Consider the following 22,823-nt stretch of genomic DNA (forward strand, 5'->3'; position numbering starts at 1 on the left):
AATGGCGGCGTTTCTCGTCGCCATTCCTGGTAACGATGCCGGGGCGGCGGAAATCGCCGTGCCGGCCGATGAGACGCCCCTTCAAACGACCGTCGATGCCGCCGCCCCCGGCGACGTGCTGTTGCTCGCAGTCGGCAGACATCGCGGTCCTGTATCCATCAACAAACGGGTGACCCTGCAAGGCCAGGCGGGCGCAATCGTCGAGGGTGATGGCCAGGGCAACGTGATCACCGTCGAGGCCGCGAATGCTGCGGTGCGCGATTTGGAGATTGTTGGTTCTGGGTCCGACTTGGATGCGATGGACGCCGGCGTGTTCGTGAAAGAGACGGCCAAGGGCGTGATGGTCGAGGGAAACACGATCCTCGGCAACCTCTACGGAATATATCTCCATGGCGCTGCGGGCGCCGTCGCTAGGGGTAACCGCATAGAGGGCATGCGCACAGGGCGGACGAACCAGGCTGGAAATGGCGTCTCCGTCTGGAACGCGCCAGGCGCCAAGGTCGTCGGCAACCAGATCAGCTTTGGACGCGATGGCATTTTTGCGACTGCCAGCAAACACAATGAATTCAGCGCGAACACCTTCCACGATGTGCGGTTCGCCATCCATTACATGTACACAAACGACAGCGTGATCAGTGACAACGTTTCAGTCGGCAATGTTGTTGGCTACGCCATCATGTATTCCAGTAGGCTGCGGGTCACGGGCAATTTGTCCGACGGCGACCGCGACAACGGGCTGCTGCTCAATTATGCCAATGGCTCAGAAATAAGCGGCAACGTGGTTCGCGGCCGAAGGCAGCCGATCGGAAGATGGGCGAGCAACGGACAGCGTTTCGCCGACACGGACGGACTTCCTGTGGCCGACGCGGACAGGGTGGTGACTCCGACAGGGGCCATTACCCGCCTAGGCCCCGAGAAGTGCGTGTTCATCTACAATGCAAACAAGAACCGCTTTCGCGGCAATCGATTCGAGGGTTGCGAGATCGGCGTGCATTTTACGGCCGGTTCGGAAGGCAACGAGATGGCCGGTAACGCCTTCATCCGCAATCGAAACCAGGTGAAATATGTCGGTACGCGCTACCTTGAGTGGTCGAGCGGCGGCCGAGGTAACTACTGGAGCGACAACCCGGCTTTTGACCTGAACGGCGACGGTATCGGCGACAACTCCTACCGACCAAACGATATGATCGACAAAGTGCTCTGGACAGCGCCGGCGGCGAAGGTTCTCGTCAACAGCCCCGCGGTGCAGGTGATCCGCTGGGCGCAGACCCGATTTCCCGCAGTCTTCCCCGGCGGCGTCGTCGACAGCCATCCTCTGATGAAGCCGGCTGACACGAAGGAGAGCCCATGAGCGTCAACATTCAATTGAACTCCGTTGCCAGGCACTTTGGCAGGGTCAGGGCCGTCGATGACGTTTCATTCGCACTGAGTGATGCTGAGACCGTCGCCCTCGTTGGACATAACGGTGCGGGCAAGACAACCCTGATCAAGCTCATGCTTGGGCTGAGCCGGCCCACATCAGGTTCCGTGACCGTGCTGGGGCAGGATACGTCAGCCGGAAATTCCGCCGTTCGCAGACATCTTGGCTATCTGCCGGAGAACGTTTCGTTCAATCCGGTTCTGACTGGCCGCGAAATGCTTCGATTCTACGTTGGATTGAAGGGCGAGAGCCCGCGCTCCGTGAACGAGCTGATGGATCGGATCGGTCTTGCGCATGCTGCGGACCGACGCATTGGAACTTACTCGAAGGGCATGCGGCAGCGGCTGGGATTGGCGCAAGCGCTGATCGGAACGCCGCGGGTTCTTCTGCTGGACGAGCCGACCACCGGCCTCGATCCAGAACTGCGCCAGCAATTCTATCGGATCGTGCGTGAAATGCGGGATGCGGGGACAACGATCCTTCTGTCGTCGCACGCCCTCAACGAGCTCGAAGGAAACGCCACGCGCGTCATTATAATGAACGAAGGCAAGAAGATCGCGGACGGGTCGCTCGATGAATTGCGGCGGATCTCTCGCCTGCCGACGGTCATTCGGATGAGGGCTACCGACGGCGGCGTCCAGCGCATCAGGGACTGGATGGGAAATGGGCCGGATCTCCGGCAGGTGAACGGCCATACCATCGAATTGGACGCGTCCCCCGATAGCAAGATCGCGTTCCTGCGCCGGACAGGCGGCGCCGAAGTGCCATTCGACGACATCGAGATGGTGCCGCCCGGCCTCGATGAACTTTATGCCCATTTCCTCGGCGGGAGACCATCAGCATGAGTACGATCGCGCTTCTGGCCGTCAAGGAAATCCGCGAAGGGCTGCGAAACCGCTGGGTGGTGGCAGCGACAGCACTGTTGGCGGCGCTCGCGCTAACCCTGACGTTTCTCGGCAGTGCGCCAACTGGCAATGTCGGGGCCGGCGCTCTTGACGTTGTCGTGGTGAGCCTGGCCAGCCTCACCATATTCATCGTTCCGCTCATCGCCTTACTGATCTCCCATGATGCGATTGTCGGCGAGATCGAGCGCGGCACGATGACGTTGTTGCTGAGCTATCCCGTGCGGCGTTGGCAAGTGCTTCTCGGCAAGTTCCTTGGCCATCTTGCGATCCTGGCATTTGCGACCCTCATTGGGTATGGCGTTGCCGCGATTGCGCTGGCGGCGACCGGAAAGTCGATTGGCGGCGCCAGTTGGTTCGCCTTCGGAACAATGACGGCCTCATCGGTGCTGCTCGGAGCCGTGTTTGTGGCGATCGGCTATCTTGTGAGCGCGCTCTCACGCGACCACGGAACCGCGAGTGGGATCGCGATCGGTATCTGGCTCCTGTTTGTGCTGATCTACGACATGGGGTTGCTGGGATTGCTGGTAGCCGATCAAGGGCGATTCGTGACCGCCGGCATGCTAAATGCCCTGCTTCTTCTTAATCCGACCGATGCGTACAGGCTGCTGAATCTCATGGGCACTGCCGAGATCAGTTCGGCATCCGGCATGGCTGGAACCGTCCAGAGTGTCGGGCTCGGTTCCTTGTCGCTCGTGGCGACACTAGCAGCGTGGACGGTGGCGCCGATGGCCGCCGCCGCTTTCATATTTTCGACGAGGGAGTTGTGAGGATGCGCTTGGGACTGGGACTCCTCGCCGGAAGCCTCATAGCCATAGCCGGCTGTCAGCGCGGCCCGGACAAGATGCCGGCGCCGTTCGCCATGACCGAAGATGCGATGGGTCGCTATTGCGGTATGAACATCCTCGAACATCCGGGCCCGAAAGGGCAGGTTATCCTTGCCAAGTATGACGAGCCCATCTGGTTCTCCTCGGCCCGCGACACGATCGCCTTTACCATGCTGCCAGAGGAACCCAAGGACATACGGGCGGTCTACGTGTCCGACATGGCGAAAGCACCCAACTGGGATAATCCAGGTATCAACAACTGGGTGAATGCCAAGGACGCCTTTTTCGTCATCGGGAGCGACAAAAAGGGCGGCATGGGAGCTGCGGAAGCGGTGCCTTTCTCCTCCAGCGAATCCGCCCGGGCCTTTGCCAGCGAGCATGGTGGCCAGGTCCTGAACTTCACCGACCTGCCGCGCGATTACGTTCTGGGGCAGGAGTCTGAGACGGTTTCCGATCGGGGCTCGGACCCGCAATCGCTTGATCCCGACAACGTCAATTGAGGGCGCCATGATCTCCCATATGTCTCGCCGTCGATTCATTGGCATAACTGCTGCGGCTGCTGGAATGGCCTTGCTTCCGCTCGGTCGCAAAGCTCTGGCGACACCGTCGGCCGTCTCGTGGCGCGGAGAAGCTATGGGCGCCCAGGCAACGCTGCTGATCAACCATCCCGACCGAGCCTTGGCCTTGAGGCTCGTTGACCAAGTTGCCGCCGAAGTCCGCCGCTTGGAAAGGATTTTCAGCCTCTATCGTGAGGATTCGGACCTTTCGAGATTGAATCGCCAAGGATTCCTGGTCTCGCCGGCAACGGATCTCGTCGAAATCCTTCGCCGTTGCAACGACGTCTGGCGTCTTACCGGGCGCGCCTTCGATCCTACGGTGCAGCCATTGTGGCTGGCCTATCAACGCCACTTTTCCGATCCCGGAGCCACTGCGGCCGGGCCGTCGCGGCGGGTCATGCAAGAGGCCCTTGATCGGGTCGGCTTCGACAGATTGGCCTACTCGGAAGATCGCATAGAATTGCCGATGGCCGGGTCGGCGCTCACGCTCAACGGCATCGCGCAGGGTTACGCAACGGATAAGGTTGTCGATCTGCTGCGTGCCGGCGGCGTTGAGCACGCGCTCGTCAACATGGGCGAGGGCCGTGCGATCGGATCGGCGCCGGAGGACCGTCCTTGGCGCATTGGCATAACTGATCCCTTCAATTCCGATTCGATTCTGAAAGTCTTGCCGCTGACGGACAGCGCCGTCGCCACCTCGAGCCCGGCCGGCTTTCAGTTCGATGAAGACGGCCGGTTCACCCATATTATTGATCCGCGAACCGGATCCACTCCCCAACGCTATGCGAGCCTGAGCGTCGTCGCGCCGACTGCCACGATTGCGGATGCACTGTCGACCGCCTTCAGCTTGATGGACGTGGAGACAATTGCCGGTGCGGTCCGACGCCTCGATGGCGTAGACGCGTATGTTCTGTCGCAAGACACTCTATGGACGCACGTCAAGTCTTAAATCGGGGAGTGGGGATGGGCGGCAAAGGTACAAGTCCAATTGCCCGCATTGTCAGGCGGCTCTGCCAGGATCGGGTGCCAAGTGAGTCTTCTCCCGCAAGACTGCGAGATAATCGAGAAAAAGCGATACTGGCTCACCTTTAGAAATCGCCAGTCAGTCGGCACAGGTACCTGGCCTCCCACTGCCGGCGAGAACGCGGAGCCGTTGGGTCACTGGTACAACCGCGAAGGACGGGCATCTATTTTCTCAGGACGGACGGAGCGTCAGTCATGCTAGCCGTTCGCCCGTACGGCTCTTTGCGGAATGCCGACAAGCGGCAATTTCCCAATTCCTCCAGGATTCTCGGAATTGTTTGCGTTTCGACAAATAGGCTGACTGACCACGGGGTAGATTTTCGCGCCGGGATCGACCATCGCCGCCGTCTCCTGGCTCCAACGTTTCTGGCGGCCGGGAATTCCAATCGACATGGCAGACCCAGAACTTGCATCGACACTTTTGATCGACGTGCGGACCATCGCCCCGATAGATCGTCACCCGCGAATCTTCGGGGTAGCGGCCGCGTTGGTCGAGGGTTCTTCTTTCATCATCGTCAACGACCACGACCCACGACCTCTGCACTATCAGATCGAGGCCAGATATCCCGGTGTATTCGCTTGGGAATACCTTGAGCGAGGGCCGGAGGTCTGGCGCGTCGAAATCAGCAGACCGCAATCGTCTGGCTGCGACTGTTGCTGCGGCAGCTGATGACCAGCCCAACGTCCGGCAGCACTTTGCAAGGTTTCTTTTTCGTCGCCACCGACTGGTCTGGCCGCCGCCTAGGTCAAACATTCGAAACATCTAAGGCGAGGAAGGTTCCTCGCCATGAGAATGTCGCTGAAGGTTAACGGTCAGGCGATCGAGACTGAGATCTTGCCAATCTCGCGATTGAGCAGCTTTCTTCGCGACGTCCTTGGCCTGACGGGTGTCAAGGAAGGCTGTTGCGAAGGCGAGTGTGGCGCATGCACGGTGCTGCTGGATAGCCAGCCGGTTGATTCCTGCCTGATGCTGGCCTTTCAAGTCGCGGGGCGCGAGATCACCACCATCGAGGGACTCTGTGGGAGCGGCATCAACGATCTGCAGCAGGCCTTCTTGAAGATGGGTGCCGTGCAATGCGGCTACTGCACGCCGGGAATGCTGCTGGCAGCCCAGGGACTCTTACATGCCAATCCCAGCCCAGGTGAAGCCGAAATCCGCCATGCACTAGCAGGCAATATCTGCCGCTGCACCGGCTTCGAGACCATCGTGCAGGCGGTCGCTACCGCAGCCGCCGCTCGCCAGGGGGCAGGGCGATGAATGCGCTCACGGTCTCAGCGCCCGTCGACATGGCCGAGTTGCGGGCGACGCTCGCCGCGGAAGCGGGGCCGGTGCATTTCGTCGCCGGAGGGACGGACATGCTGATCGCGGGCCGTCCGCTCCCCGAAATCGGACTGCTGGTTGATCTCGCCCGTGTGGCGGGCATGGCCTTCATTTCCACGGATGGCTCGGATGTTCGCATCGGAGGTGCCACCACTGTCGCGGTGCTTGCCGCGGATTGCAGGCTGCGAGTACGAATTCCGGCCCTTTGCGAGGCTGCCGCACAGTGCGAGTCTGTCCAGATCCGCAACCGGGCCACCATCGGTGGCAACATCGCCAATGCCGCCCCAGCCGCCGACTTGATGCCCGTGTTGGTCGCCGCGGGAACAAGACTGGTGCTGCTCAAGCACGACGGGACACAACACGAGGCCGCGCTCTGCGAACACCTTCCAAGCTCCGGTCATCTGATTACGGAAGTGATCTTGCCAGCAAGCGGCCTTCTGCCGCGAAGCGCCTTCGTCAAGCTCGGATCTCGGCAGGACATGACCATCTCGCGCCTCAATCTCGCACTGCTGGCTGAGTTTCAGAGCAACCATTTCGGTGTCGTGCGGATCGCAGCCGGAGCGCTTGGTCCCGTTTCTAGCAGACTGCTCCAGGCAGAGGGGGCGCTCGCGGGCCGTAAGCTCGGTGCCGCCACGTTGCGCGACTTCATTGCGGCGTTAGTCGACGATGTCGATACGGCCATTCCCGGCCGGAATTCGCAGATATACAAGCGCCGCGCGATCGCCGGACTCGGCCTCGACCTGATCGCGCAGGCCCTGGGGCTCAGCCCACGTGGATCGGCTCTTCGAGGAAGCAGCGGGATGAACCAGATCTCCCATCGGGTGCCGCTCGTTGACGGTGTGGCAAAGGTCACGGGCGCATTGCGCTTCGCGGCCGATTTGCATGTCGAAGGATTGCTGCACTGCGCGCTCGTTTTCAGCCCGCATCCACATGCCCGCGTCGCCTGTGTCGATGCTGCATCCGCGTTGGCGGTTGAGGGCGTACACGCTGTCTTCTGGCATGAAAACACGCCCCCACGATACTACAACAGCTCGATCTGGTTCGCCGGACAGGAGGCGCTGGCAGACGAGCGAATGTTCCCGGCGGTGGTGCGCCATATTGGCGACCGGGTTGCGGCTGTGGTGGCGGACACGGAGGAGATCGCGCGGCACGCCGCACGGTTGGTGGCGGTCGAAGATGTAGATCTCCCCGCTATATTTGATCCTGAAGCTGCGCTCGGTCACGCCGGGCCAGCGATGCGGGACGATGGCATCCCGGCTTTCATGAACCCCGTGGCCGACGAGAGCTTTACGCATGGCGATCTTGATGCCGGATTTGCGGCGGCTGACCTGGTGGTGGAAACACATGTCACGACTCCGCGCAGCCATCACTGTGCCCTTGAACCTCACGCCTGTATTGCCAAGCCTGAATCCGACGGTCGAATCTTGATCCTTTCGCCGTGTCAGAGCGTTTTTGGAGTGCAGGCTGTCGTCGTCCAGGCATTGGGAGTGCCACCAGATCAGATACGCGTAGTGAAGACTCCCATAGGCGACTCCTTCGGCGGCAAGGCCGAGCCGATTCTCGATCCGTTGTGTGCATTCTTTGCGCTGGTACTAGGGCGGCCTGTCATGATCCGCTACGACCAGCATGAAACCTTCACCGCGACCCGCACGCGGTCGAGCGTTGTCGGCCGGATGCGGATCGCGCTTAGCTCCGACGGCCGAATCCTGGCGCGCGACACCGAGACGCTGGTGGACATCGGCGCTTATTGCACCGGCGGCAACTATCTGCCCAGTTCGATGCTTCAAAGACTGGTTCGGCTTTATGACGTTCCCGCCGAGCGCTACACGGGCCGCGCAGTCTACATCAACACCGCCCCGGCAGGCGCTTTTCGCGGTTACGGATCCCCCCAGATCCACACAATAGCCGAGATCACGCTTGATATATCCGCGCGGCGGCTGGGGGTGGATCCGGTGGCGATGCGGCTGAGGAATCTGGTTGAGCCTAACGCGATTGAACCTTGGCAAGGGCTCAACGTTGGCAACGCTCGGGGGAGAGAATGTCTGCTACGCGGGGCCGATGCATTCGGCTGGCAGGCGCGTAGGCAGACGGATGCCGGACGAGGCCGGTGGCGGCGAGGAGTGGGGGTAGCCTCGGCCACTCACATCAACGGCTGCTATCCCGGTTTCCACGAGGAAACGACGGCGAGGTTGAGCCTCCTGCCCGACGGGCGAGCGGAACTCGTCTGCGCGCTCCACGACCTCGGCTGTGGGGCCGACACGACGCTTGCGCAGATCACGGGCGAGACGTTGGGTCTTAGGGCGTGCGACATTGCCATCGTTCCCGCCGACACCGATAGCTGTCCATATGATCTCGGCACACGGGCCAGTCGCATGACCTATATCTGCGGCGAAGCAATCCGACTTGCAGGCGTGGCACTCTCGGAAGTGATCCGGGCTGCGGCGGTCCTGGAATTGAATACAGAAGTTGATGAATTGAGGCTGGAGGCGGGCGCAGTGCGCCGCCCGGACGGCTCGGGCCTGGCGCTTTCAGAACTCGCTGCCCGCTTGACGGTCCGCGGGGCGGAACTGCCCACGGCGACCGAGACCTATCGCGCCCAGGCCAATTCAGGCTCATACGCAGCGCATTTTGCTGAGGTGGAGGTCGACGGACTCGCCGGTCGCGTACGCGTGACAGATTATCTAGCCGCCCATGACGTCGGCCGAGCGATCAACCCCATGCTGGTGGAAGGCCAACTCCATGGGGGAATCCAGATCGGTATCGGATATGCCCTTTACGAGGATGTTGCGATCGACCCTGTCACTGGTCGAATGCGTGGCGACAGCTTCAGCCGCTATACATTGGCCAATGCCTCCGAGATGCCGCCGATGCGTGTCCTGCTCACCGAAGAGGGTGAGCCGACCGGCCCCTTCGGCGCCAAAGCCGTCGGAGAGATCGCGACAATCCCGGTCGCGGCGGCCGTGGTCAACGCCGTCAATGATGCCCTGGGCACTGAACTGACAGATTTGCCGCCAATACCCGTGCGAGTCCTCGCTGGATTGAGTTGAGGGACAATGGTCATGGAGGTGCATCTAAGCCACTGTGGTATTGCACTCGGTCCGAAGCCTAGGGTGCGCCTGCGCTTTCTGGCCGTGCATCCCTTCCATGCCTGTTCACTGCCGATGCCGCCGAACGATATCAAATGCGCGGCAAGCGCCCACACCGGATATCTCGTAGGATAGCTGGGGTAGGGCATGTCAATCGATCACGCTGTTGTGTGGCTGGAATTCCGAACAGCAAAAGTGTTCCTTTTTGAAGACGCTGCAACGCCGTCAGTCGCTGGAGAACCTGAATTCATCGGTGACATGCGGCTGACGCATGATGGTCAGAAAGGCCAACGTCGAGACGATGATTTCTTCGGGGAGGTTCTTGGCTTTCTGGAAGCTCGGAAGAAATGGATTATAATCGGAAATAGATCGAGCTGTGTCGGCTTGCTCGAGCGCATATGCCGTCAGAAGGCCGAGGGTCGTGTCGTTGGCGTGGAATTTGTCGATGCGGTCACCGCTGAGGAAGTGTTATCGCGAGCCCGTAGCTATTTTAGCGACCGCCACTAGGCATTTCCGCCACGCCATTGGCCGTCGTGAGATCAGGCCAAACTAGGATAGGGCAGGGCGAAGACCTGGCCGATGCCAACGACATCAGGGACAGGTTGGACGAACTGGAAAGGCGCGTTGGTCCACAGCGAGTTGGTGCTGACGACAACACGGTGGCTACCTCAGTACCAAGACCATCAGCCGAGGATTCGCTATGCGATCCGCGTAGCTGCAGTCGTCGTCGACGTTAGGCGGCTAGACGCGGCCTTCCGTTGCCGCGAACCGCGGGAACAGGATGTTGTTCTCCAAGTGGATGTGTTCCATCAGGTCTTCGGCAAACTGAGCCGTGCCGACGTAGAGCGCCTGCCAGGAGCGGCAGGCTCCGTCGGGCGTGACGAAGTCGCCGGTGAGGCTTTCGAGGAGCCGAAGCAAGGTGCCTTGGTCGTCGTGCTCGTGCCGCAGTTCCGAAATCGGGATATCGAACTTGCCTTTGCCCCACTGCCGCATTGCTGGAAACAGAATGGCCTCTTCCTTGGCCATGTGTTGCTCCAGTTCGCTCTGCAACTGCCGTAACGCATCCGAAAGGCCGGCCGGCACCTTCGGATGTTCGCGATGCACCGCCTCAACCTTACGCGACAGTGCAATGAGCTCGGGCAGAGCGCGCCGGTGCGCTTCGTGGTAGCAGGCTTCGATGTGGTTGATCAGTTCATCGCTGTCCATCGCAGCCGGCGCCGCTGTACCCGCAGTGTCGGTACCAAGTGCCTCCAACGCGCGCTCAAGGTCGTCGGGATCGACTCCGCGCCGGTGCGCGGCGCCATCGAGGGTGAGATCGCCATTGCAGCAGAAGTCGATCTTGAATTTGCGGAAAACGGCGGTGGCGCCAGGCAGCGTTGCGGCTATGTCGCCGACCGTGCGTTCCCATAGTTCTGGAACTGGGAATTGGGTGTTCATGACGAAGCTCCATGCATTTTCGACACAACGGCTTTGAAACTTGAAGCGGGCCCATTCGACGCGACGCAATGTCTCGAGGACGAAATCGTGCCAACCGTTGGACCATGAATTGCCCAGATAAAGGTCCGCGTCTTTGCGCTGGAACAAAGAGGAGCAGATCACCAAGCTGTCGCCGTCAGCCTCCCAGCGGGAAGCCTGAGTGCGTGCGGCGCGGCTGAGTTCAGGGCATTTGGCTCAAAGAACATAGCAATTTATCAAGTTCGGATCCTGCGTGTCCGGGCAGGGGTGCGCACCTGATCGCCTAGCGTGATAGGCCCGATGTCTTCGGCGATTGAACAGAGTTTTCCGCTGTTTCAGCCGCAGGAGGCATGAGGGCATCCGGTGCGCTTCATCCGGCCGTCGCGCAAAGGCCGCAGGCTTATGCTCTGATCGGCGGCCAGCCAAAGTCGCAATGGCCGACGATGCCGATCGCCTGCGCCATGTGATCGCAAACACGCGGTGCGCCAAGCCACTCTGGTCGAATGTTGCTTCTCAAAGCTCAAACAGGTGTGACGCATCGCAACTCGCTTGAGAAAACAATCAGGAATTCCCTCGTTGTCGCCCTCTCGCAGCTACGATCCGATGGATCAGGTGATTGTCCGCAGCTCTTAATCTAAAAGCGCTGTCGACACGGGATCATCCGAACATCGCTCGGGTATGATTGGCGCTGCGCCGATCAGTTCGAGACAGTAAGGCACGGCAGGAAAGACGGCGTTCAAGCATACGTCGATTAAAGCCGGCTTGCCTGGCAGGTTTATGATCAGCGGATGGCCGCGGACTCCCGCAGTCTGACGTGAAAGAATGGCTGTGCGGACTTGCCGCATGCTGGCCTGCCGCATGAGTTCGCCAAAACCGGGAAGTTCCTTGGTGATGACTTGCTGCATTGCCTCTGGGTAAGATCCCTTGGAGATGGACCGGTCCCTCCAGTCGTCAGGATAAGATCAACGCCGCATTGGTCGCAAAGCTCGATGAGCACATTCCGGACACTTTCCACGCCGTCAGGGACTATGCGGCGGATGAAGACGCAAGGCGATGCTACGACACGTCGAAGCCAGCGCTCGATGGCAGGCCCGCCAAGATCTTGATATTCGCCGCGGCTTGCACGTTCTGACACTGTAATGATTGCAATCTGGGTCATTTTTTCTGTTCGAGATCCACCTTCAGATCGAAGCGGTCGCTTGCCATCCGGGCTTGGCATGGGCGTATCCATCGACGAGCGTGCCGGGCAGATCGAGGCACGAGAGAATAAAACGGGCCCCCTCGCGATCCTCTCTCCCATTGGCAAGAGCTCTGTACGTCTTTGCCACCTCGATCATGTCGCACGTGTGCGGAGACAGGCGGATGCGCCGGACGCCTCTGGAGGCGAGATCCGCGGGTGCGGGGCAAAAGGCCTGCACCTGGTTGGAGAGCGTCTGCACGCCATTGATCGCGAGGAACTGCTGGTCGTCGAGCGTGTCTACGGCAAGACCGTCCGGGTCTTTCTCGCAGGTAAACTGGCACGAATCCTTGTGAAGGCCGTAAATGCGCGCATGATAGCATCGCCCGGAAGCGCGAGCGGCAGCCGACCGAAGGCGAAAATCTCGAAATCCGCCTCGGGACATGCGCTGGCCATGGCGCCGACGGCGGCGAGCGACAATTCCACTGGCGGGCATATGGTTTTGGCACCGCGATGAATGAGGAATTGCGCGGAAGACCCATTATAAACGTTCAGGAACGGACCTGTCACGAAAGGCTTGCCGGAGCGTGACGGCAGGGCGGTGACATCGTTGATCTCGATCAGCCGATCGTCGCCACAGAGGTCCTCGATGCTTCTGCGTTCCCGAACGGTCGCCGGTGCTGCCAGGGTAGACAGCACCACTTCCTTTCCGGCACGCTCGAGGCGTTCGATGATCTCAGGCCATACGGGGTCGGAAAACGGCATCCGCTTGCCGCAGACGACTTCGCCGATATGGACCCGGTCGATCGGAGCCTCGTCCGCGATCCTGCGGTAGAAGTCCGTGAGGCGGTCGGGCGACCAGTGGAAGAAGACCGGCCCAAGCGTCAACGCAATTGCGGACAAGGTGCTATCTCCACTTCTTGCTGTACGCTCCTGCCGTCTGCCGGGAACCTTCCGACTGGCCAGCAAGAATCCGATCGATCTCAATGGCGTCGCCGCCTTGCTCGACCGCGTCAACGGCCTTCCGGAAGGCGCGGACCACTTCCGTCACATAACCTTTGCCGCGCTGGCGTCCTTCGATCTTCAAGGCGGTTACGCCGGCGGCCTTCAGCCCGGCAATCATCCCGCCAGCGTTCAGGCTGACGGGATCCTCGAACAAATAGGAGGTCTTGCCGCCGGCCTTGAATTTGCCCTTGCACAAAGTGGGATAGCCTACTGGCTCGCCGAACTCGTAGCGGTCGATCGTGAACCCTGAAAGCCGTGCTGCCGTGCCGTTAGGCTCGTCGTCGTAACTCACCATTTCGGGTGGCGAACAGACGCCATTCAGATTTGGCGATTTTCCCGTCGCGTATGAAGAAAGATAGCATCGGCCTTCGATCATCACGCAAAGGCCGCCGAACACGAATGCTTCGTCTCCACGTCGATCGCGCGGTTGAGCGCCGCGATCTCCTGAACCGAAAGAACCCGCGGCAGCACGACGCGACGAACTCCGAAACTTTTCGCGTAGAATCCGATTGCTTCCGGCGTTGCTGCCGCAGCCTGTACCGACAGATGAAGACGAATTTGTTTATGGTTCTTGGCGACATGATCAAGGACGGCTATGTCCGCCGCGATGATGGCATTTGCGCCGCATTCGGCTGCGGTATCCGCTGCCTTTTTCCACAGGCCAACATCGTTGACACGCGCGAATGTATTGATGGCGACGAGAACCTTGCTGCCGTGGTTATGCGCGAAGCGGACGCCCTCGGCCAGTTCTTCCCCGGAGAAGTTGAGCCCCGGGGAAATTCCGGGCATTCGTTTCGTCGCGAAATCCGCAATAGACTGCGTCCGCGCCTGCCTGGACGGCTGCCCTCAATGTAGGCGGGGTTCCGGCCGGGCAGACAAGTTCCATGCGTCCGCTTGTCATGCCTCTGGCGCCTCGCGTCTGGAATTTCGATTGGCCATTTGGCGTGCGACGCTCAATGCGCCGAGAATGCCCGTATTGGCGAGACGAGCCAGGAAGCCACGCAGGCCGAGTAGGTCCGCGGGGCTAAGCTCGGCGTCCTCGATTGTGTTCCTCAGCGCGAGCACCGCCTCCGTGCGGCCGCTGATCGAGATGATCCGGCTGAAGAAAAGCGCATCGCCATCCAGCGTGCCGTCGAGCAGGCTCAAGAGTGTCAGAAGAGGTCCCCTGATCTGGACGTTTGATGTCGCGGCCTCACTTCTCCTGACGACACGAACGATCGAACGCTCTGCGTCCGGTACGACGGTAAATGCGAAGGCGAGGTCGACCGGGTCGATGAAATCGCAAGCTGTTCGATGTTCGCCCAGGCGGTCGAACAATCGGGGCTGGCGCCTAGCCATCGAGCGCAAGGATAGCGTCAGCAACGGCCCGAGGGGAAGTCCGGCAAAAGGTGGGAAAAGATGACGAATGACCGCCGGCAACGTCGGTTCCGTGCTGATCGTCACCATTCAGTACATCCTATCCACATGAGCTCGTTCAGCAGGCCCTTCCGGCCATCGACTTCCTGCGTCCGTCTGCCAGCAAGTCCGCGAAATTGACACTGTTGGGACAGAAATCCTGATAGTGGCTTTCGAAATCGAAGGCGGCCAGGTGGCCATGACACTGGCGGCGATGCTGGCAGGCGATGCAGATGCGTGACATGAAACGGTGCGCGGCTTCCAGCGATTGAAAGCTGTCAGGATCGATGTCAATCGAACGCATCGCGGAAGAAAGCAGGTCTTGCGAAGCGTAGGGTAGCCGCATGGCTTCATCGAATTCGCTTCGTGACAAACCGATGCCATTCAGGATGCCTGTACACTCATCCAAACCCATTGCCCAAAAGTCCCTTGTCGCTGCCATGCTCTGCCGGCGATCCGCGAGAAGGGAAATTACGGACCGCAAAGCTTCGACAGTTTCGCTAATGAGATTGCCTGCCATGTGAAATCCTTTTGGCTCGATCGCCTTCCTCGGAAATGATGTGAGAAGGGAAAAATAGCGGGGACGGATCGTTCGCTCTTTGCGCTAGCGCAAAGTTCTTCGTCAGCCCTGATGGCAAAATCGATCGCCGACGAACCGGTCGGGCCGGATTTCGCTATGCATCACCGCTGCCTTCCCTTGTTTTCAGATCTTGGCTCATTCCTTTCGTTCCTCGATCGGAACGGGCAGCTTCGTGAGGTTGGCATCCCTGTCTCGACACGGCTCGAACTGACCGAGATACACAGGCGGGTGATTGCCTCGAAAGGCCCAGCGCTCCGCGTTACGGCGCCTGTCGACGATCGCGGCGTCAAGTCAGCCTTTCCCGTCGTCGCAAATCTTTTCGGCACCCGGGAACGTGTAGCCTGGGGCCTTGGCACCGACCTTCACGGTCTGGAAACCCTCGGCGCGCTCCTTGCGTGGATGAGATCGCCTCAGGCTCCACAGAACCTTCGTCAGGCCCGACAGATGTTGCCTGCGGCGCGGGGTGCACTCGTGGCGCGGCCGAAGATCGTCTCCCCGCCCAGAGAGTGGCGCGACGCCGATCCGGATTTTTCGCTTCTTCCCATCCAGACTTGTTGGCCGGGAGACGCAGGCCCACTCATAACATGGCCAGTGGTCATTACTCGCCCGCCTGGCGAGGACGACCCGAGCACATACAATCTGGGCATATACCGGATGCAGGTGCTAGCCCGTGATCGTGCCATCGTAAGATGGCTGCCCATGCGAGGTGGAGCAGCCCACCATCGCATATGGCAGGCGAGGGGGCTTGAGATGCCGGTGGCGGTCGTCATCGGGGCAGATCCCGCGACGTTGATCGCCTCGGTGATGCCGGCGCCTGAAGGCGTGTCGGAGCTGGCACTGTCCGGGATGATCAATAATCGCCGAGTCGGATTGGCGCCCTGCAAGAGCATCATGCTTCACGTGCCAACCAGTGCGGAAATCGTGCTTGAAGGTGCCGTCTCTTCAACAGAAACCGCGCTGGAGGGCCCTTTCGGCGATCACACGGGATATTACAACACGCCGGAGCGATACCCCGTATTCAACCTCAAGCGCGTTCGCGTTCGCGACGGGGCAAATTACCTGACCACGTTCACCGGGCGCGCGCCCGACGAGCCCTCGGTTCTCGGCGAGGCACTGCTCGATGTGTACAAGCCACTCCTGCGCCAGCAGATACCGGAAATCGTTGATGTGTGGCTTCCGCCGGAAGCCTGCTCCTACAGGATTGCGGTCATCTCGATCGCCAAGAAGTATGCCGGACAGGCCAGGCGCGTGATGATGGGGTTCTGGTCCCTGCTGCCGCAGTTTTCGATGACCAAGATTGTCATCGTGGTGGATGACGATATCGACATTCGATCATGGCCGGACGTGATGTGGGCGGTCGCCACCCGGATGGATCCCTCGCGCGATCTGATGCAGGTGGACCGAACCCCTATCGACCAGCTCGATTTCGCCTCACCCCTCGAAGGGCTTGGGGGAAAGATCGGGTTCGATGCGACGCGCAAGATTGGGTCCGAGACCTCTCGCGAATGGGGAAAGGAGCTGACGATGTCAACTCATATCGAGGAGCAGGTGTCTCAACGATGGAACGAGTTTGTTTCGCAGACGACCGCTCAGGGGCAACAATGACCAAACGGCTGATAATCGGTGTGACAGGTGCATCCGGCTCCGTGCTCGCGCTGGAGACCATACGTCAGTTGGTCAGGGCCGGGGTGGAGACGCATCTCGTCGTCTCCAAGGGCGCGCGATTGGCGATCCCACATGAGCTCGGCACCGACGGCCTTGCCCAACTGACCTCCGTCGCCAACCGCGCGTATTCCTATCAGGACTTCGCCGCACCAATCGCCAGCGGCTCTTTCAGAACGGATGGCATGATCGTCGTTCCCTGTTCGATGCGGACCTTGGCAGCTATGGCACACGGTTTAGGCGACAATCTTCTCACCAGGGCCGCCGATGTCGTCCTGAAGGAAAGGCGCCGGCTGGTCATTGTTCCACGCGAGGCGCCGCTCCATGAAGGGCACCTCGACGCGATGTTGAGACTAGCACGGATGGGCGCAGTCATCGCACCGCCGGTACCGCCGTTCTATGTCAAGCTTGCCTCGATCGAGGAAATGGTAGTCGAGATGGCTGCCCGACTGATTGGCTGGGCGGGCGTTGACCCGGGCGACAAGCTCACGCGTTGGGGCGAAAAGAAAGTCGCCGCCGCGTGATCATCCTGATGGATTGGCTCAACGTGCAAGGATAGCAATGAATTTGCAGACGTCGAAAGGCGCGACATATGACGTACGGAAACTTCCACCTGAAAGGAAGCAGTCCGCTGTATTGTCAATGTTCGACGGACTCAAACCCGGTCAGACATTCGTGGTCGTTCTCGATTTTGATCCTGATAGACTCAGGCGTCAGTTCGAAGCGTTCTTTGCTGGCGAACACATCTGGCTTTGCCTTAGACCGGGGCCACCAGAATGGCTGATCGAGATAGGAAGACCTCAACCTGCGCAGTGATGTCGAGCTCTACGAAGAGGTCGCACACGCCGATCGACCGATCTGGTCACTCAAGACTCAGGTGGCAGTGACCGTGAGGGCCCCCTTCATTCCAAGCTCATAATGACCCCGTATCAGGTGGTCGTATTCGCCTTCATTGGTGAAGGCCAGACGCACCGTCTCGCCTCTTTTTACGGTGACTGAAACCGGATCGAACGCCATCGATCCATCTTCGTTCTCGACCATGCTGATCGCGATGGTACGATCTATTTTGGCCGCCATGCCCGGCTGACCGATAACCATCAGTTCATGGCCGTCATGAGTGCCGGAATGCATTCCCGCCGCAAGCGCCGGGGCGATGAAGAGGACCATGGCGATTGTTGGCATCATGCATTTCTTCAGTGCGATTTCTCCGTTGTGAAATGTGTTGAGTTTCACCCTGTCGGAGGTGGCCGCGGGCTCTGTTTTGGACCGCGATCGGCGGAACCAGGTTAGCAGGGTCGCCTGAAGCCTTCACCAGTTCTTGCCGCTGATCACCTATGGCCCGTCTGCACCGCAGATAAACTGAGTTGCCGCATCGAAAATGCACCCTCCTTTGCGGTGCTCGCGATGTCGTCAAACAGGAGAGCGAGATCCATGTAGACGCTGCGATCCCGTTCGGCTGCGCCCATTTCATCGAGATCCTGCAGGAAGAAGAGAATGGCTTCGATGCGCTCGCGTTGACAGCGGGCGTTGGCAAGATGCTCGCGTGCCGCGCGCCGCACTTCCAGAGCCGTAAATCGCGCCAGCGTCTCGTCGAGTCTGGAACGGCACTCACAATCGAGCCGGGCGTCCTTGATCAAATTTGCCAGCCTGCCGACAACGGCCATGCCAGCAAAGCGCCGGGAACAGTCGTCAATACTACTCAATGGAACGTTTTGTTTCATCTTCTTCGCTCCTAGGGCAGACGTTTCGCAGCCGGTCGCAACGCGAACAGACGACGCGCGCCCTGCCAATCGGCAGACGCGGTCTCGAAAATTGTTTTGATTATAAGCGACTATTTTTGCTGCCTGTTTGCGCTGGAGCAAACACGTAGACCGATCATCGACGGTATTGCCTTCGCATTGAGTTTTTTCCGACCGCCGATCTTGCGAGTTGAGAAGCGGCACGAGGACGTCGTGTCAGTCATCCCTGTAGAGGAATTGTCGCATGGCCGCCGACGGGAGTGTGCTTATTTTCGACGCGAAGCAGAGGCGGATGTCGGCGCCGTTTCGGCCATTCTTTCTAATCGCGGGGTTGGACGCGATTGTAGGCCCGGCGGTCTGGCTGCCGTCAACGTTCGGAATACAGGCCATCGGCCCGACCGGGATATCTCCCGGCGATTGGCATCGCGACGTGCTTCTTTTCGGGATGGTTCCAGCCATTTTGACTGGCTTTCTGTTGACGGCATTGCCTCGATGGACAGGACGACGCGCAGTCTCGCCACTTACCACGCGTCTGCTCGTCGCCCTATGGCTGTGCAGCCGGGGGACTTTCCTGTTTCTGTCGCATTCGGCCGGGCTTGCCCTCTATGCGTTTTTGGTGCTGACGCTCCTCTTGATTGCGGCGGGACGGGTGATCGCGAGCCGCGACCGCCGCAACCTGAAGATATTGTTTCTGCTGCTCGCCTTTTGTGGTGGCAACATACTTGCGGCGGCGTCCTACCAAGTAGAATTTGCGCTGCGGCTAGCCTTGGCTTCGATCGTCGGACTTGTCATGATCATCGGAGGACGCGTCGTCCCGGCGTTGACGGTGGCCTATGTCGAGAGCGCGGGCGGTCGAATCTCCGTCAACCGTTCTGCCGTTTTGGAATACGCGGCAGCGGCTATTGCGGCATGCGCCCTTGGTTTGTGGGTTGTTGCGCCGCAGGCACAACTCACCGGCGTTGCCTGCGCGCTCGCCGCCTGCGGTCAGACCATGCGAGCCGCCCAATGGAATGGTTGGCGAAGCGCGGCCTCGGCGACGGCTCTTGCCCTTCACATAGGATATGGATGGATCATCGTGGGTTTCGGACTTCTGGCGATCCACATTCTAGCACCGGAGTGGCTGGGACAGGCGGCTGCGGTCCACGCATGGACGATCGGCGCCATTGGCACGATGGCCCTCGCTATCATGGCGAGCATGATCCGTAAGCATAGCCACCGCGCCTTCGCGTCTTCGGCTCCGACGACCGGTGCGTTCATAGCGATGACGACTTGCTGCCTGTCGCGCCTCCTCGTCGAACTGTTGCCGGACTACGGGACAGGCTTGACCAACCTCTCGGGAGCAATGTGGGTTGTCGCCTTCGGTCTGTTTGTCACATCATTCCGTAGAATGCTCATCCTGCGCAAGACGAAGCCAGACTGCCGCTCCACATCCTAAGCGACGATCAATGCCGCAGCGCGCCTGATTGAGCTGATCCGAGGGTGCCATGCCGTCGCTGCCGATTGCCTTCACACCCAATTCGTGAAGTTATTTTTGCGACAGCATAGGGCCGCCGGTTCGGTCCAGTGGAAGATGCTACCCACGCTGCTGAACGCCTTCAAGGTTGCGGCTTATACTTATCCGGGGGTTGAGATGCGTAGTATTGTGCTACTTGCTCCATTTCATCGTCCGTCATTGCGCGTGCAATATTTCGCATCTGCTGGCTAATATCGTTGCGACGACCTCCGTCTGCGAAAGCGCGCAGTTGAGCTTTGATGTAGACGGCCGACTGGCCTTCGAGCCACGGACTGCCGGCCTTGTTGTCCAAACTGCCGTGACACGAGCCGCAAGGCGCAATTCCGCGCATTGGGGCTCCATTGATGACGATGCGAGGCGCAGGAACCTTTTGCGAGGGATGATAGGCAGGCAATCGCGGCAGGTAATTATAATAGGCCGCGAGGTCGATCATGTCCTGGTCGGCAAGATGAGGCGCGAATGGACTCATTACGGCGTTCACGCGCGCGCCCGATTTGAAGTCTTTTAGCTGTTTGTATATGGCGGCTGGGTATTGCCCTGCGAGGTTGGGCGAATCGGCGCGGCTGACGCCCGTCGGGCCATGGCATATCGCGCATTGCTGAGCGAGCGTCGCACCGCGGTTGATCGACTCGTTCGAAGGATTGGCGAGCATGGCTGACGTCATGATGACGTCCGAGGTCTTGAACGTGGGCTGAACGGTCCTGGCACCCGATGTCAGTTTGGGAATGCCGGCAGCACTGCATATTGCGTCCCACAAGCCAGCCAGCTTCAGATCAGACTGTGCATAGGGAAGCAGGATGAAGCCGCCAAGGGCTGTCAAGACCACCAGCGCGGCCGTGATACCAATACTCAACCTGACCCAAGGGTTTGTCGCTGAGAAGAGGCGTTCCGTCGACATTATCGGGCTCCAATGTAGACAGCCGGAACAGAGGTGCCCTGCCTGAACGCGAGTTGCAAGATTGGGAACCCATAATTGGTCACAGTGAGCCCGATCATCAGTGCCAGCCAAAGGCCATAGCTGTTAAGGGCAGCGGGCACAGAAACGGGAGCATGGACGGCCGTGCTGAAGCGATATTCGCCCGCATCCATCGCCGGGGCGCGCTGGCCTCGTATGAGGATGAGAATGAAGATCGCGCCGGAGATCAGCAGGATCAGCCCCCCAAAGGCCGACATGCTCACTGACATCGCTTCGGAGGCAAGTCCGGGGTCGGTATAATCGAAGTAAGCCATGCGGCGAGGCATGCCTAATATACCAACATAATGCCACGGGAAAGTTGTAATGATCATGCCCAGAAACCATAGCCAGAGCTGCAGGCGCATGAGGCGGAAGTCGATGAACGCGCGCCCCGTCAGATGTGGCCATAGATCGTAGGCGATGGCGAAATACATGATCACGATCGCGCCGCCGAAGATCAGATGGAAATGGCCGGTTATCCACTGCGTGTTGTGGATCGTGGTGTCGAGCTGATAGCTCATGTTAATGAGGCCTCCGGCGCCGCCGAAACCCAGAAGCACGAAGGAGAATGCCGTTGCCAGCATGATCGGATTGTTCCACGGCAATGTAGCGATCCATCCCAGTGGTCCTCTGCCCCCACGCAGGCGACCTGCGATTTCGACAGATGCGCAGATCGTGAAAACAGTCAGCAGGGTCGGCAGGGCCACAAGCGCCGTGAACGCCGAATGGATGAACTTGAAGCCGGCGCCGACCTGCGGATCGGCGAAAGCGTGATGGATGCCGATGGGCATCGCAACGACCAGAAAGAGGATGAAGGCAATCCTGCCCATGGAGTCGCTGTAGAGCTTCCCGCCAATGGCCCGCGGCACGATCGTGTAATAGGCGATATAGGTAGGCATCAGCCAGAAATAGACGATGGCATGAAGCGTCCATGAGAAGAAGACGCGGGCCAACCCAGCGTCTATGGTCGATTTCAAGCCGAGCGCTACCGGCAAAATCTGGAACAAAAGCTCTAGCGCCGCTCCAACGGCCGTCCAGGCCCAAAGATATGCGCCCGCTACATTGGCGAACATGGCGAGAGGCACCGGCGCGTCCGGGTTGTTTCGCTTCCAGATCCTCAGGTTGATGGACATGAGTGCGACCCATATCCATGACCCGAGCACCACCAGCACGACGCCGATATAGTAGAATGGGCTCCCAATCAGCGGCGGATAGAACGTGTAGAGTACGGATGCGCGGCCAAGCGACACGGGAACCATCGCCGTCACTGCGCCGATCACGATCAGCCAGAAGCCCGCCCAGGCCCATCGCCGTCCGATGAGTGGTTGCTTGAGCGCGCTTTCGGAAATGGCGTAGCCGAAGCCCATGGCCACGAGCGTCGGGAACACGTAACCCATAATGGTTCCGTGGGCCGTCAGCGAGCGATAATACCATTCCGGATTGGTGATCCAGGTATGAAGCGGGCTTCGAATGAACATCTGCCAGGCGCCCATGATAAGCGCGAGCCCAAAAACCGCAAACGCAAGCCAAAAATGAGCAAGTATCAGTCGCCGGCTATTTAACACAGCTCACCCTCTCTTGCTTGGTTGCCATGGTCATGAACTCGGCTTTGTCAATGACCTTGACTTTCCCCCACATTCCTTCGTGCCCGAAGCTGCAATATTCCTGGCATGGCATCAGGTACTCGCCCGGCTTGCGGAAGCGGGCGTTCTGCACGGAAATGTAGCCGGGGACGAGCATGGTGTTGACGTTCGTCCCCTGAATAAGAAGGCCGTGGATGACATCTGCACTGGTGGCGCGGATGGTTATCGTCGTGTCAGTCGGGACGAGAATGCACTGTGGCGCGAAGGAGTATTGTTGCCCGATTGCCCGGACAGTTACTGAACCGTCAGGCTCGATGGCGCTACCAAGGTTGGATTCGACGAACTCACCCGAAATGTGAAGCGTGGTTGGATCAGCGGTCTCCACCCGCGCCTGCGGCATCGTCGCCTGATGGATGCCGGCGAAGGCCGCCATGCCGGCGAGGAAGGCGATGATCAAGACCGCGATTATTGCCCAGTTTTTCTCGGCGCGAATCGCAGCCCCGGCATGGTCAACAGGATCCTCGGTCATCTGGATAGCCTCGAAGCCCTAAGGATTGGCGTGGGGGATGAATACGAGTAGGTAGAACGTCAACCACATGCCAAGCACAATGGCGGTCGTAATA

22 protein-coding genes and 2 pseudogenes are annotated in these 22,823 nt (G+C 59.8%); 13 read left to right on the forward strand and 11 right to left on the reverse strand.

Features of this window, described 5'->3' with window-relative positions:
* The first annotated feature begins 1 nt into the window (after position 1).
* The 9 genes from FJ953_RS19580 (at position 2) to FJ953_RS19620 (ending at position 9,643) form a co-directional block, all read left to right on the forward strand.
* Positions 2-1,351, forward strand: a complete 1,350-nt coding sequence (locus FJ953_RS19580) for a nitrous oxide reductase family maturation protein NosD (RefSeq protein ID WP_140522860.1) — start codon at positions 2-4, stop codon at positions 1,349-1,351.
* On the forward strand, positions 1,348-2,265 hold the full coding sequence (locus FJ953_RS19585) for an ABC transporter ATP-binding protein (RefSeq protein ID WP_140522858.1): 918 nt from the start codon (positions 1,348-1,350) through the stop codon (positions 2,263-2,265). Before FJ953_RS19580 ends, FJ953_RS19585 begins: the two co-directional genes overlap by 4 nt.
* Positions 2,262-3,092, forward strand: a complete 831-nt coding sequence (locus tag FJ953_RS19590) for an ABC transporter permease (RefSeq protein ID WP_140522856.1) — start codon at positions 2,262-2,264, stop codon at positions 3,090-3,092. Before FJ953_RS19585 ends, FJ953_RS19590 begins: the two co-directional genes overlap by 4 nt.
* Positions 3,089-3,649: a nitrous oxide reductase accessory protein NosL gene (locus FJ953_RS19595; RefSeq protein WP_224656242.1), complete on the forward strand. Its 561-nt coding sequence runs from the start codon at positions 3,089-3,091 to the stop codon at positions 3,647-3,649. The genes FJ953_RS19590 and FJ953_RS19595 overlap by 4 nt, the downstream gene beginning before the upstream one ends.
* Positions 3,650-3,782: 133 nt before the next feature.
* A complete protein-coding gene (locus FJ953_RS19600; RefSeq protein ID WP_224656233.1) occupies positions 3,783-4,655 on the forward strand; it encodes an FAD:protein FMN transferase in 873 nt (290 codons plus the stop codon).
* Positions 4,656-5,120: 465 nt separating this feature from the next.
* Positions 5,121-5,399, forward strand: coding sequence for a DUF2249 domain-containing protein (locus FJ953_RS19605; RefSeq protein WP_140522850.1), 279 nt, complete (start codon positions 5,121-5,123; stop codon positions 5,397-5,399).
* 117 nt (positions 5,400-5,516) lie between these two features.
* Entirely contained in the window at positions 5,517-5,987 is a 471-nt protein-coding gene (locus tag FJ953_RS19610) for a (2Fe-2S)-binding protein (RefSeq protein ID WP_140522848.1), read from the forward strand.
* Positions 5,984-9,097 carry a molybdopterin cofactor-binding domain-containing protein gene (locus FJ953_RS19615; RefSeq protein ID WP_140522846.1) on the forward strand — a complete coding sequence of 1,038 codons (3,114 nt, stop codon included), beginning with the start codon at positions 5,984-5,986 and terminating at the stop codon, positions 9,095-9,097. Before FJ953_RS19610 ends, FJ953_RS19615 begins: the two co-directional genes overlap by 4 nt.
* A 186-nt stretch (positions 9,098-9,283) precedes the next feature.
* Positions 9,284-9,643 (forward strand): hypothetical protein, encoded by a 360-nt coding sequence (locus FJ953_RS19620; protein WP_140522844.1) that lies wholly within the window; start codon positions 9,284-9,286, stop codon positions 9,641-9,643.
* 234 nt (positions 9,644-9,877) lie between these two features.
* Here FJ953_RS19620 and ric read toward each other — a convergent pair whose 3' ends face one another.
* From ric to FJ953_RS19650, 6 genes and pseudogenes are all read right to left on the reverse strand, one after another.
* On the reverse strand, positions 9,878-10,573 hold the full coding sequence (ric, locus tag FJ953_RS19625) for an iron-sulfur cluster repair di-iron protein (protein WP_140523391.1): 696 nt from the start codon (positions 10,571-10,573) through the stop codon (positions 9,878-9,880).
* 647 nt (positions 10,574-11,220) lie between these two features.
* A pseudogene (gene mog / locus FJ953_RS19630) lies at positions 11,221-11,750 on the reverse strand (molybdopterin adenylyltransferase).
* A 318-nt stretch (positions 11,751-12,068) separates the two neighbouring features.
* A complete protein-coding gene (locus tag FJ953_RS19635; RefSeq protein ID WP_224656235.1) occupies positions 12,069-12,671 on the reverse strand; it encodes a U32 family peptidase in 603 nt (200 codons plus the stop codon).
* Positions 12,672-12,675: 4 nt separating this feature from the next.
* Positions 12,676-13,562 (reverse strand): annotated as a pseudogene (locus FJ953_RS19640) (peptidase U32 family protein).
* A gap of 108 nt (positions 13,563-13,670) precedes the next feature.
* Complete coding sequence (locus FJ953_RS19645; protein WP_140522842.1) at positions 13,671-14,219, reverse strand: SCP2 sterol-binding domain-containing protein; 549 nt, start codon at positions 14,217-14,219, stop codon at positions 13,671-13,673.
* Between the two features lie 28 nt (positions 14,220-14,247).
* Complete coding sequence (locus FJ953_RS19650; RefSeq protein WP_140522840.1) at positions 14,248-14,688, reverse strand: hypothetical protein; 441 nt, start codon at positions 14,686-14,688, stop codon at positions 14,248-14,250.
* A 156-nt stretch (positions 14,689-14,844) separates the two neighbouring features.
* Here FJ953_RS19650 and FJ953_RS19655 point away from each other — a divergent pair, with 156 nt between their 5' ends.
* Genes FJ953_RS19655 through FJ953_RS19665 form a run of 3 tightly spaced genes read left to right on the forward strand, consistent with a single transcriptional unit; the run spans position 14,845 to position 17,226 of the window.
* Positions 14,845-16,353 (forward strand): UbiD family decarboxylase, encoded by a 1,509-nt coding sequence (locus tag FJ953_RS19655; protein WP_140523388.1) that lies wholly within the window; start codon positions 14,845-14,847, stop codon positions 16,351-16,353.
* Positions 16,350-16,934, forward strand: a complete 585-nt coding sequence (locus FJ953_RS19660; protein WP_140522838.1) for a UbiX family flavin prenyltransferase — start codon at positions 16,350-16,352, stop codon at positions 16,932-16,934. Before FJ953_RS19655 ends, FJ953_RS19660 begins: the two co-directional genes overlap by 4 nt.
* Before the next feature lie 37 nt (positions 16,935-16,971).
* Positions 16,972-17,226, forward strand: coding sequence for a DUF2249 domain-containing protein (locus FJ953_RS19665; RefSeq protein ID WP_140522836.1), 255 nt, complete (start codon positions 16,972-16,974; stop codon positions 17,224-17,226).
* 57 nt (positions 17,227-17,283) lie between these two features.
* Here FJ953_RS19665 and FJ953_RS19670 read toward each other — a convergent pair whose 3' ends face one another.
* Together FJ953_RS19670 and FJ953_RS19675 are read right to left on the reverse strand one after the other, a co-directional pair.
* Positions 17,284-17,595 carry a hypothetical protein gene (locus tag FJ953_RS19670; RefSeq protein ID WP_140522834.1) on the reverse strand — a complete coding sequence of 104 codons (312 nt, stop codon included), beginning with the start codon at positions 17,593-17,595 and terminating at the stop codon, positions 17,284-17,286.
* A gap of 143 nt (positions 17,596-17,738) precedes the next feature.
* Positions 17,739-18,131 carry a hypothetical protein gene (locus tag FJ953_RS19675; RefSeq protein WP_140522832.1) on the reverse strand — a complete coding sequence of 131 codons (393 nt, stop codon included), beginning with the start codon at positions 18,129-18,131 and terminating at the stop codon, positions 17,739-17,741.
* A 262-nt stretch (positions 18,132-18,393) separates the two neighbouring features.
* On the opposite strand from FJ953_RS19675, the gene FJ953_RS19680 reads away from it, so the two are divergent.
* Positions 18,394-19,584 carry an NnrS family protein gene (locus tag FJ953_RS19680; RefSeq protein ID WP_140624923.1) on the forward strand — a complete coding sequence of 397 codons (1,191 nt, stop codon included), beginning with the start codon at positions 18,394-18,396 and terminating at the stop codon, positions 19,582-19,584.
* A 160-nt stretch (positions 19,585-19,744) separates the two neighbouring features.
* Here FJ953_RS19680 and FJ953_RS19685 read toward each other — a convergent pair whose 3' ends face one another.
* From FJ953_RS19685 to FJ953_RS19695, 3 genes are read right to left on the reverse strand one after another with little or no spacing between them, the layout of a single operon-like run.
* Positions 19,745-20,560: a c-type cytochrome gene (locus FJ953_RS19685; protein WP_140522828.1), complete on the reverse strand. Its 816-nt coding sequence runs from the start codon at positions 20,558-20,560 to the stop codon at positions 19,745-19,747.
* Entirely contained in the window at positions 20,560-22,182 is a 1,623-nt protein-coding gene (locus FJ953_RS19690; RefSeq protein WP_140522826.1) for a b(o/a)3-type cytochrome-c oxidase subunit 1, read from the reverse strand. The genes FJ953_RS19685 and FJ953_RS19690 overlap by 1 nt, the downstream gene beginning before the upstream one ends.
* Positions 22,172-22,729, reverse strand: a complete 558-nt coding sequence (locus FJ953_RS19695; RefSeq protein ID WP_140522824.1) for a cytochrome C oxidase subunit II — start codon at positions 22,727-22,729, stop codon at positions 22,172-22,174. Before FJ953_RS19695 ends, FJ953_RS19690 begins: the two co-directional genes overlap by 11 nt.
* Positions 22,730-22,823: the final 94 nt, after the last annotated feature.

Source organism: Mesorhizobium sp. B2-3-6, assembly GCF_006442305.1.
Lineage (GTDB): Bacteria > Pseudomonadota > Alphaproteobacteria > Rhizobiales > Rhizobiaceae > Mesorhizobium.

Bases quoted from the DNA above. Each gene is read 5' to 3' on its own strand.
- FJ953_RS19680 (WP_140624923.1), top strand. From the start codon at position 18,394: ATGGCCGCCGACGGGAGTGTGCTTATTTTCGACGCGAAGCAGAGGCGG.
- FJ953_RS19610 (WP_140522848.1), top strand. From the start codon at position 5,517: ATGAGAATGTCGCTGAAGGTTAACGGTCAGGCGATCGAGACTGAGATC.
- FJ953_RS19655 (WP_140523388.1), top strand. From the start codon at position 14,845: ATGCATCACCGCTGCCTTCCCTTGTTTTCAGATCTTGGCTCATTCCTT.
- FJ953_RS19665 (WP_140522836.1), top strand. From the start codon at position 16,972: ATGAATTTGCAGACGTCGAAAGGCGCGACATATGACGTACGGAAACTT.
- ric (WP_140523391.1), bottom strand. From the start codon at position 10,573: ATGAACACCCAATTCCCAGTTCCAGAACTATGGGAACGCACGGTCGGC.
- FJ953_RS19645 (WP_140522842.1), bottom strand. From the start codon at position 14,219: ATGGTGACGATCAGCACGGAACCGACGTTGCCGGCGGTCATTCGTCAT.
- FJ953_RS19670 (WP_140522834.1), bottom strand. From the start codon at position 17,595: ATGATGCCAACAATCGCCATGGTCCTCTTCATCGCCCCGGCGCTTGCG.
- FJ953_RS19605 (WP_140522850.1), top strand. From the start codon at position 5,121: ATGGCAGACCCAGAACTTGCATCGACACTTTTGATCGACGTGCGGACC.
- FJ953_RS19685 (WP_140522828.1), bottom strand. From the start codon at position 20,560: ATGTCGACGGAACGCCTCTTCTCAGCGACAAACCCTTGGGTCAGGTTG.
- FJ953_RS19580 (WP_140522860.1), top strand. From the start codon at position 2: ATGGCGGCGTTTCTCGTCGCCATTCCTGGTAACGATGCCGGGGCGGCG.
- FJ953_RS19650 (WP_140522840.1), bottom strand. From the start codon at position 14,688: ATGGCAGGCAATCTCATTAGCGAAACTGTCGAAGCTTTGCGGTCCGTA.
- FJ953_RS19660 (WP_140522838.1), top strand. From the start codon at position 16,350: ATGACCAAACGGCTGATAATCGGTGTGACAGGTGCATCCGGCTCCGTG.
- FJ953_RS19590 (WP_140522856.1), top strand. From the start codon at position 2,262: ATGAGTACGATCGCGCTTCTGGCCGTCAAGGAAATCCGCGAAGGGCTG.
- FJ953_RS19600 (WP_224656233.1), top strand. From the start codon at position 3,783: ATGGGCGCCCAGGCAACGCTGCTGATCAACCATCCCGACCGAGCCTTG.
- FJ953_RS19620 (WP_140522844.1), top strand. From the start codon at position 9,284: ATGTCAATCGATCACGCTGTTGTGTGGCTGGAATTCCGAACAGCAAAA.
- FJ953_RS19675 (WP_140522832.1), bottom strand. From the start codon at position 18,131: ATGAAACAAAACGTTCCATTGAGTAGTATTGACGACTGTTCCCGGCGC.
- FJ953_RS19615 (WP_140522846.1), top strand. From the start codon at position 5,984: ATGAATGCGCTCACGGTCTCAGCGCCCGTCGACATGGCCGAGTTGCGG.
- FJ953_RS19695 (WP_140522824.1), bottom strand. From the start codon at position 22,729: ATGACCGAGGATCCTGTTGACCATGCCGGGGCTGCGATTCGCGCCGAG.
- FJ953_RS19585 (WP_140522858.1), top strand. From the start codon at position 1,348: ATGAGCGTCAACATTCAATTGAACTCCGTTGCCAGGCACTTTGGCAGG.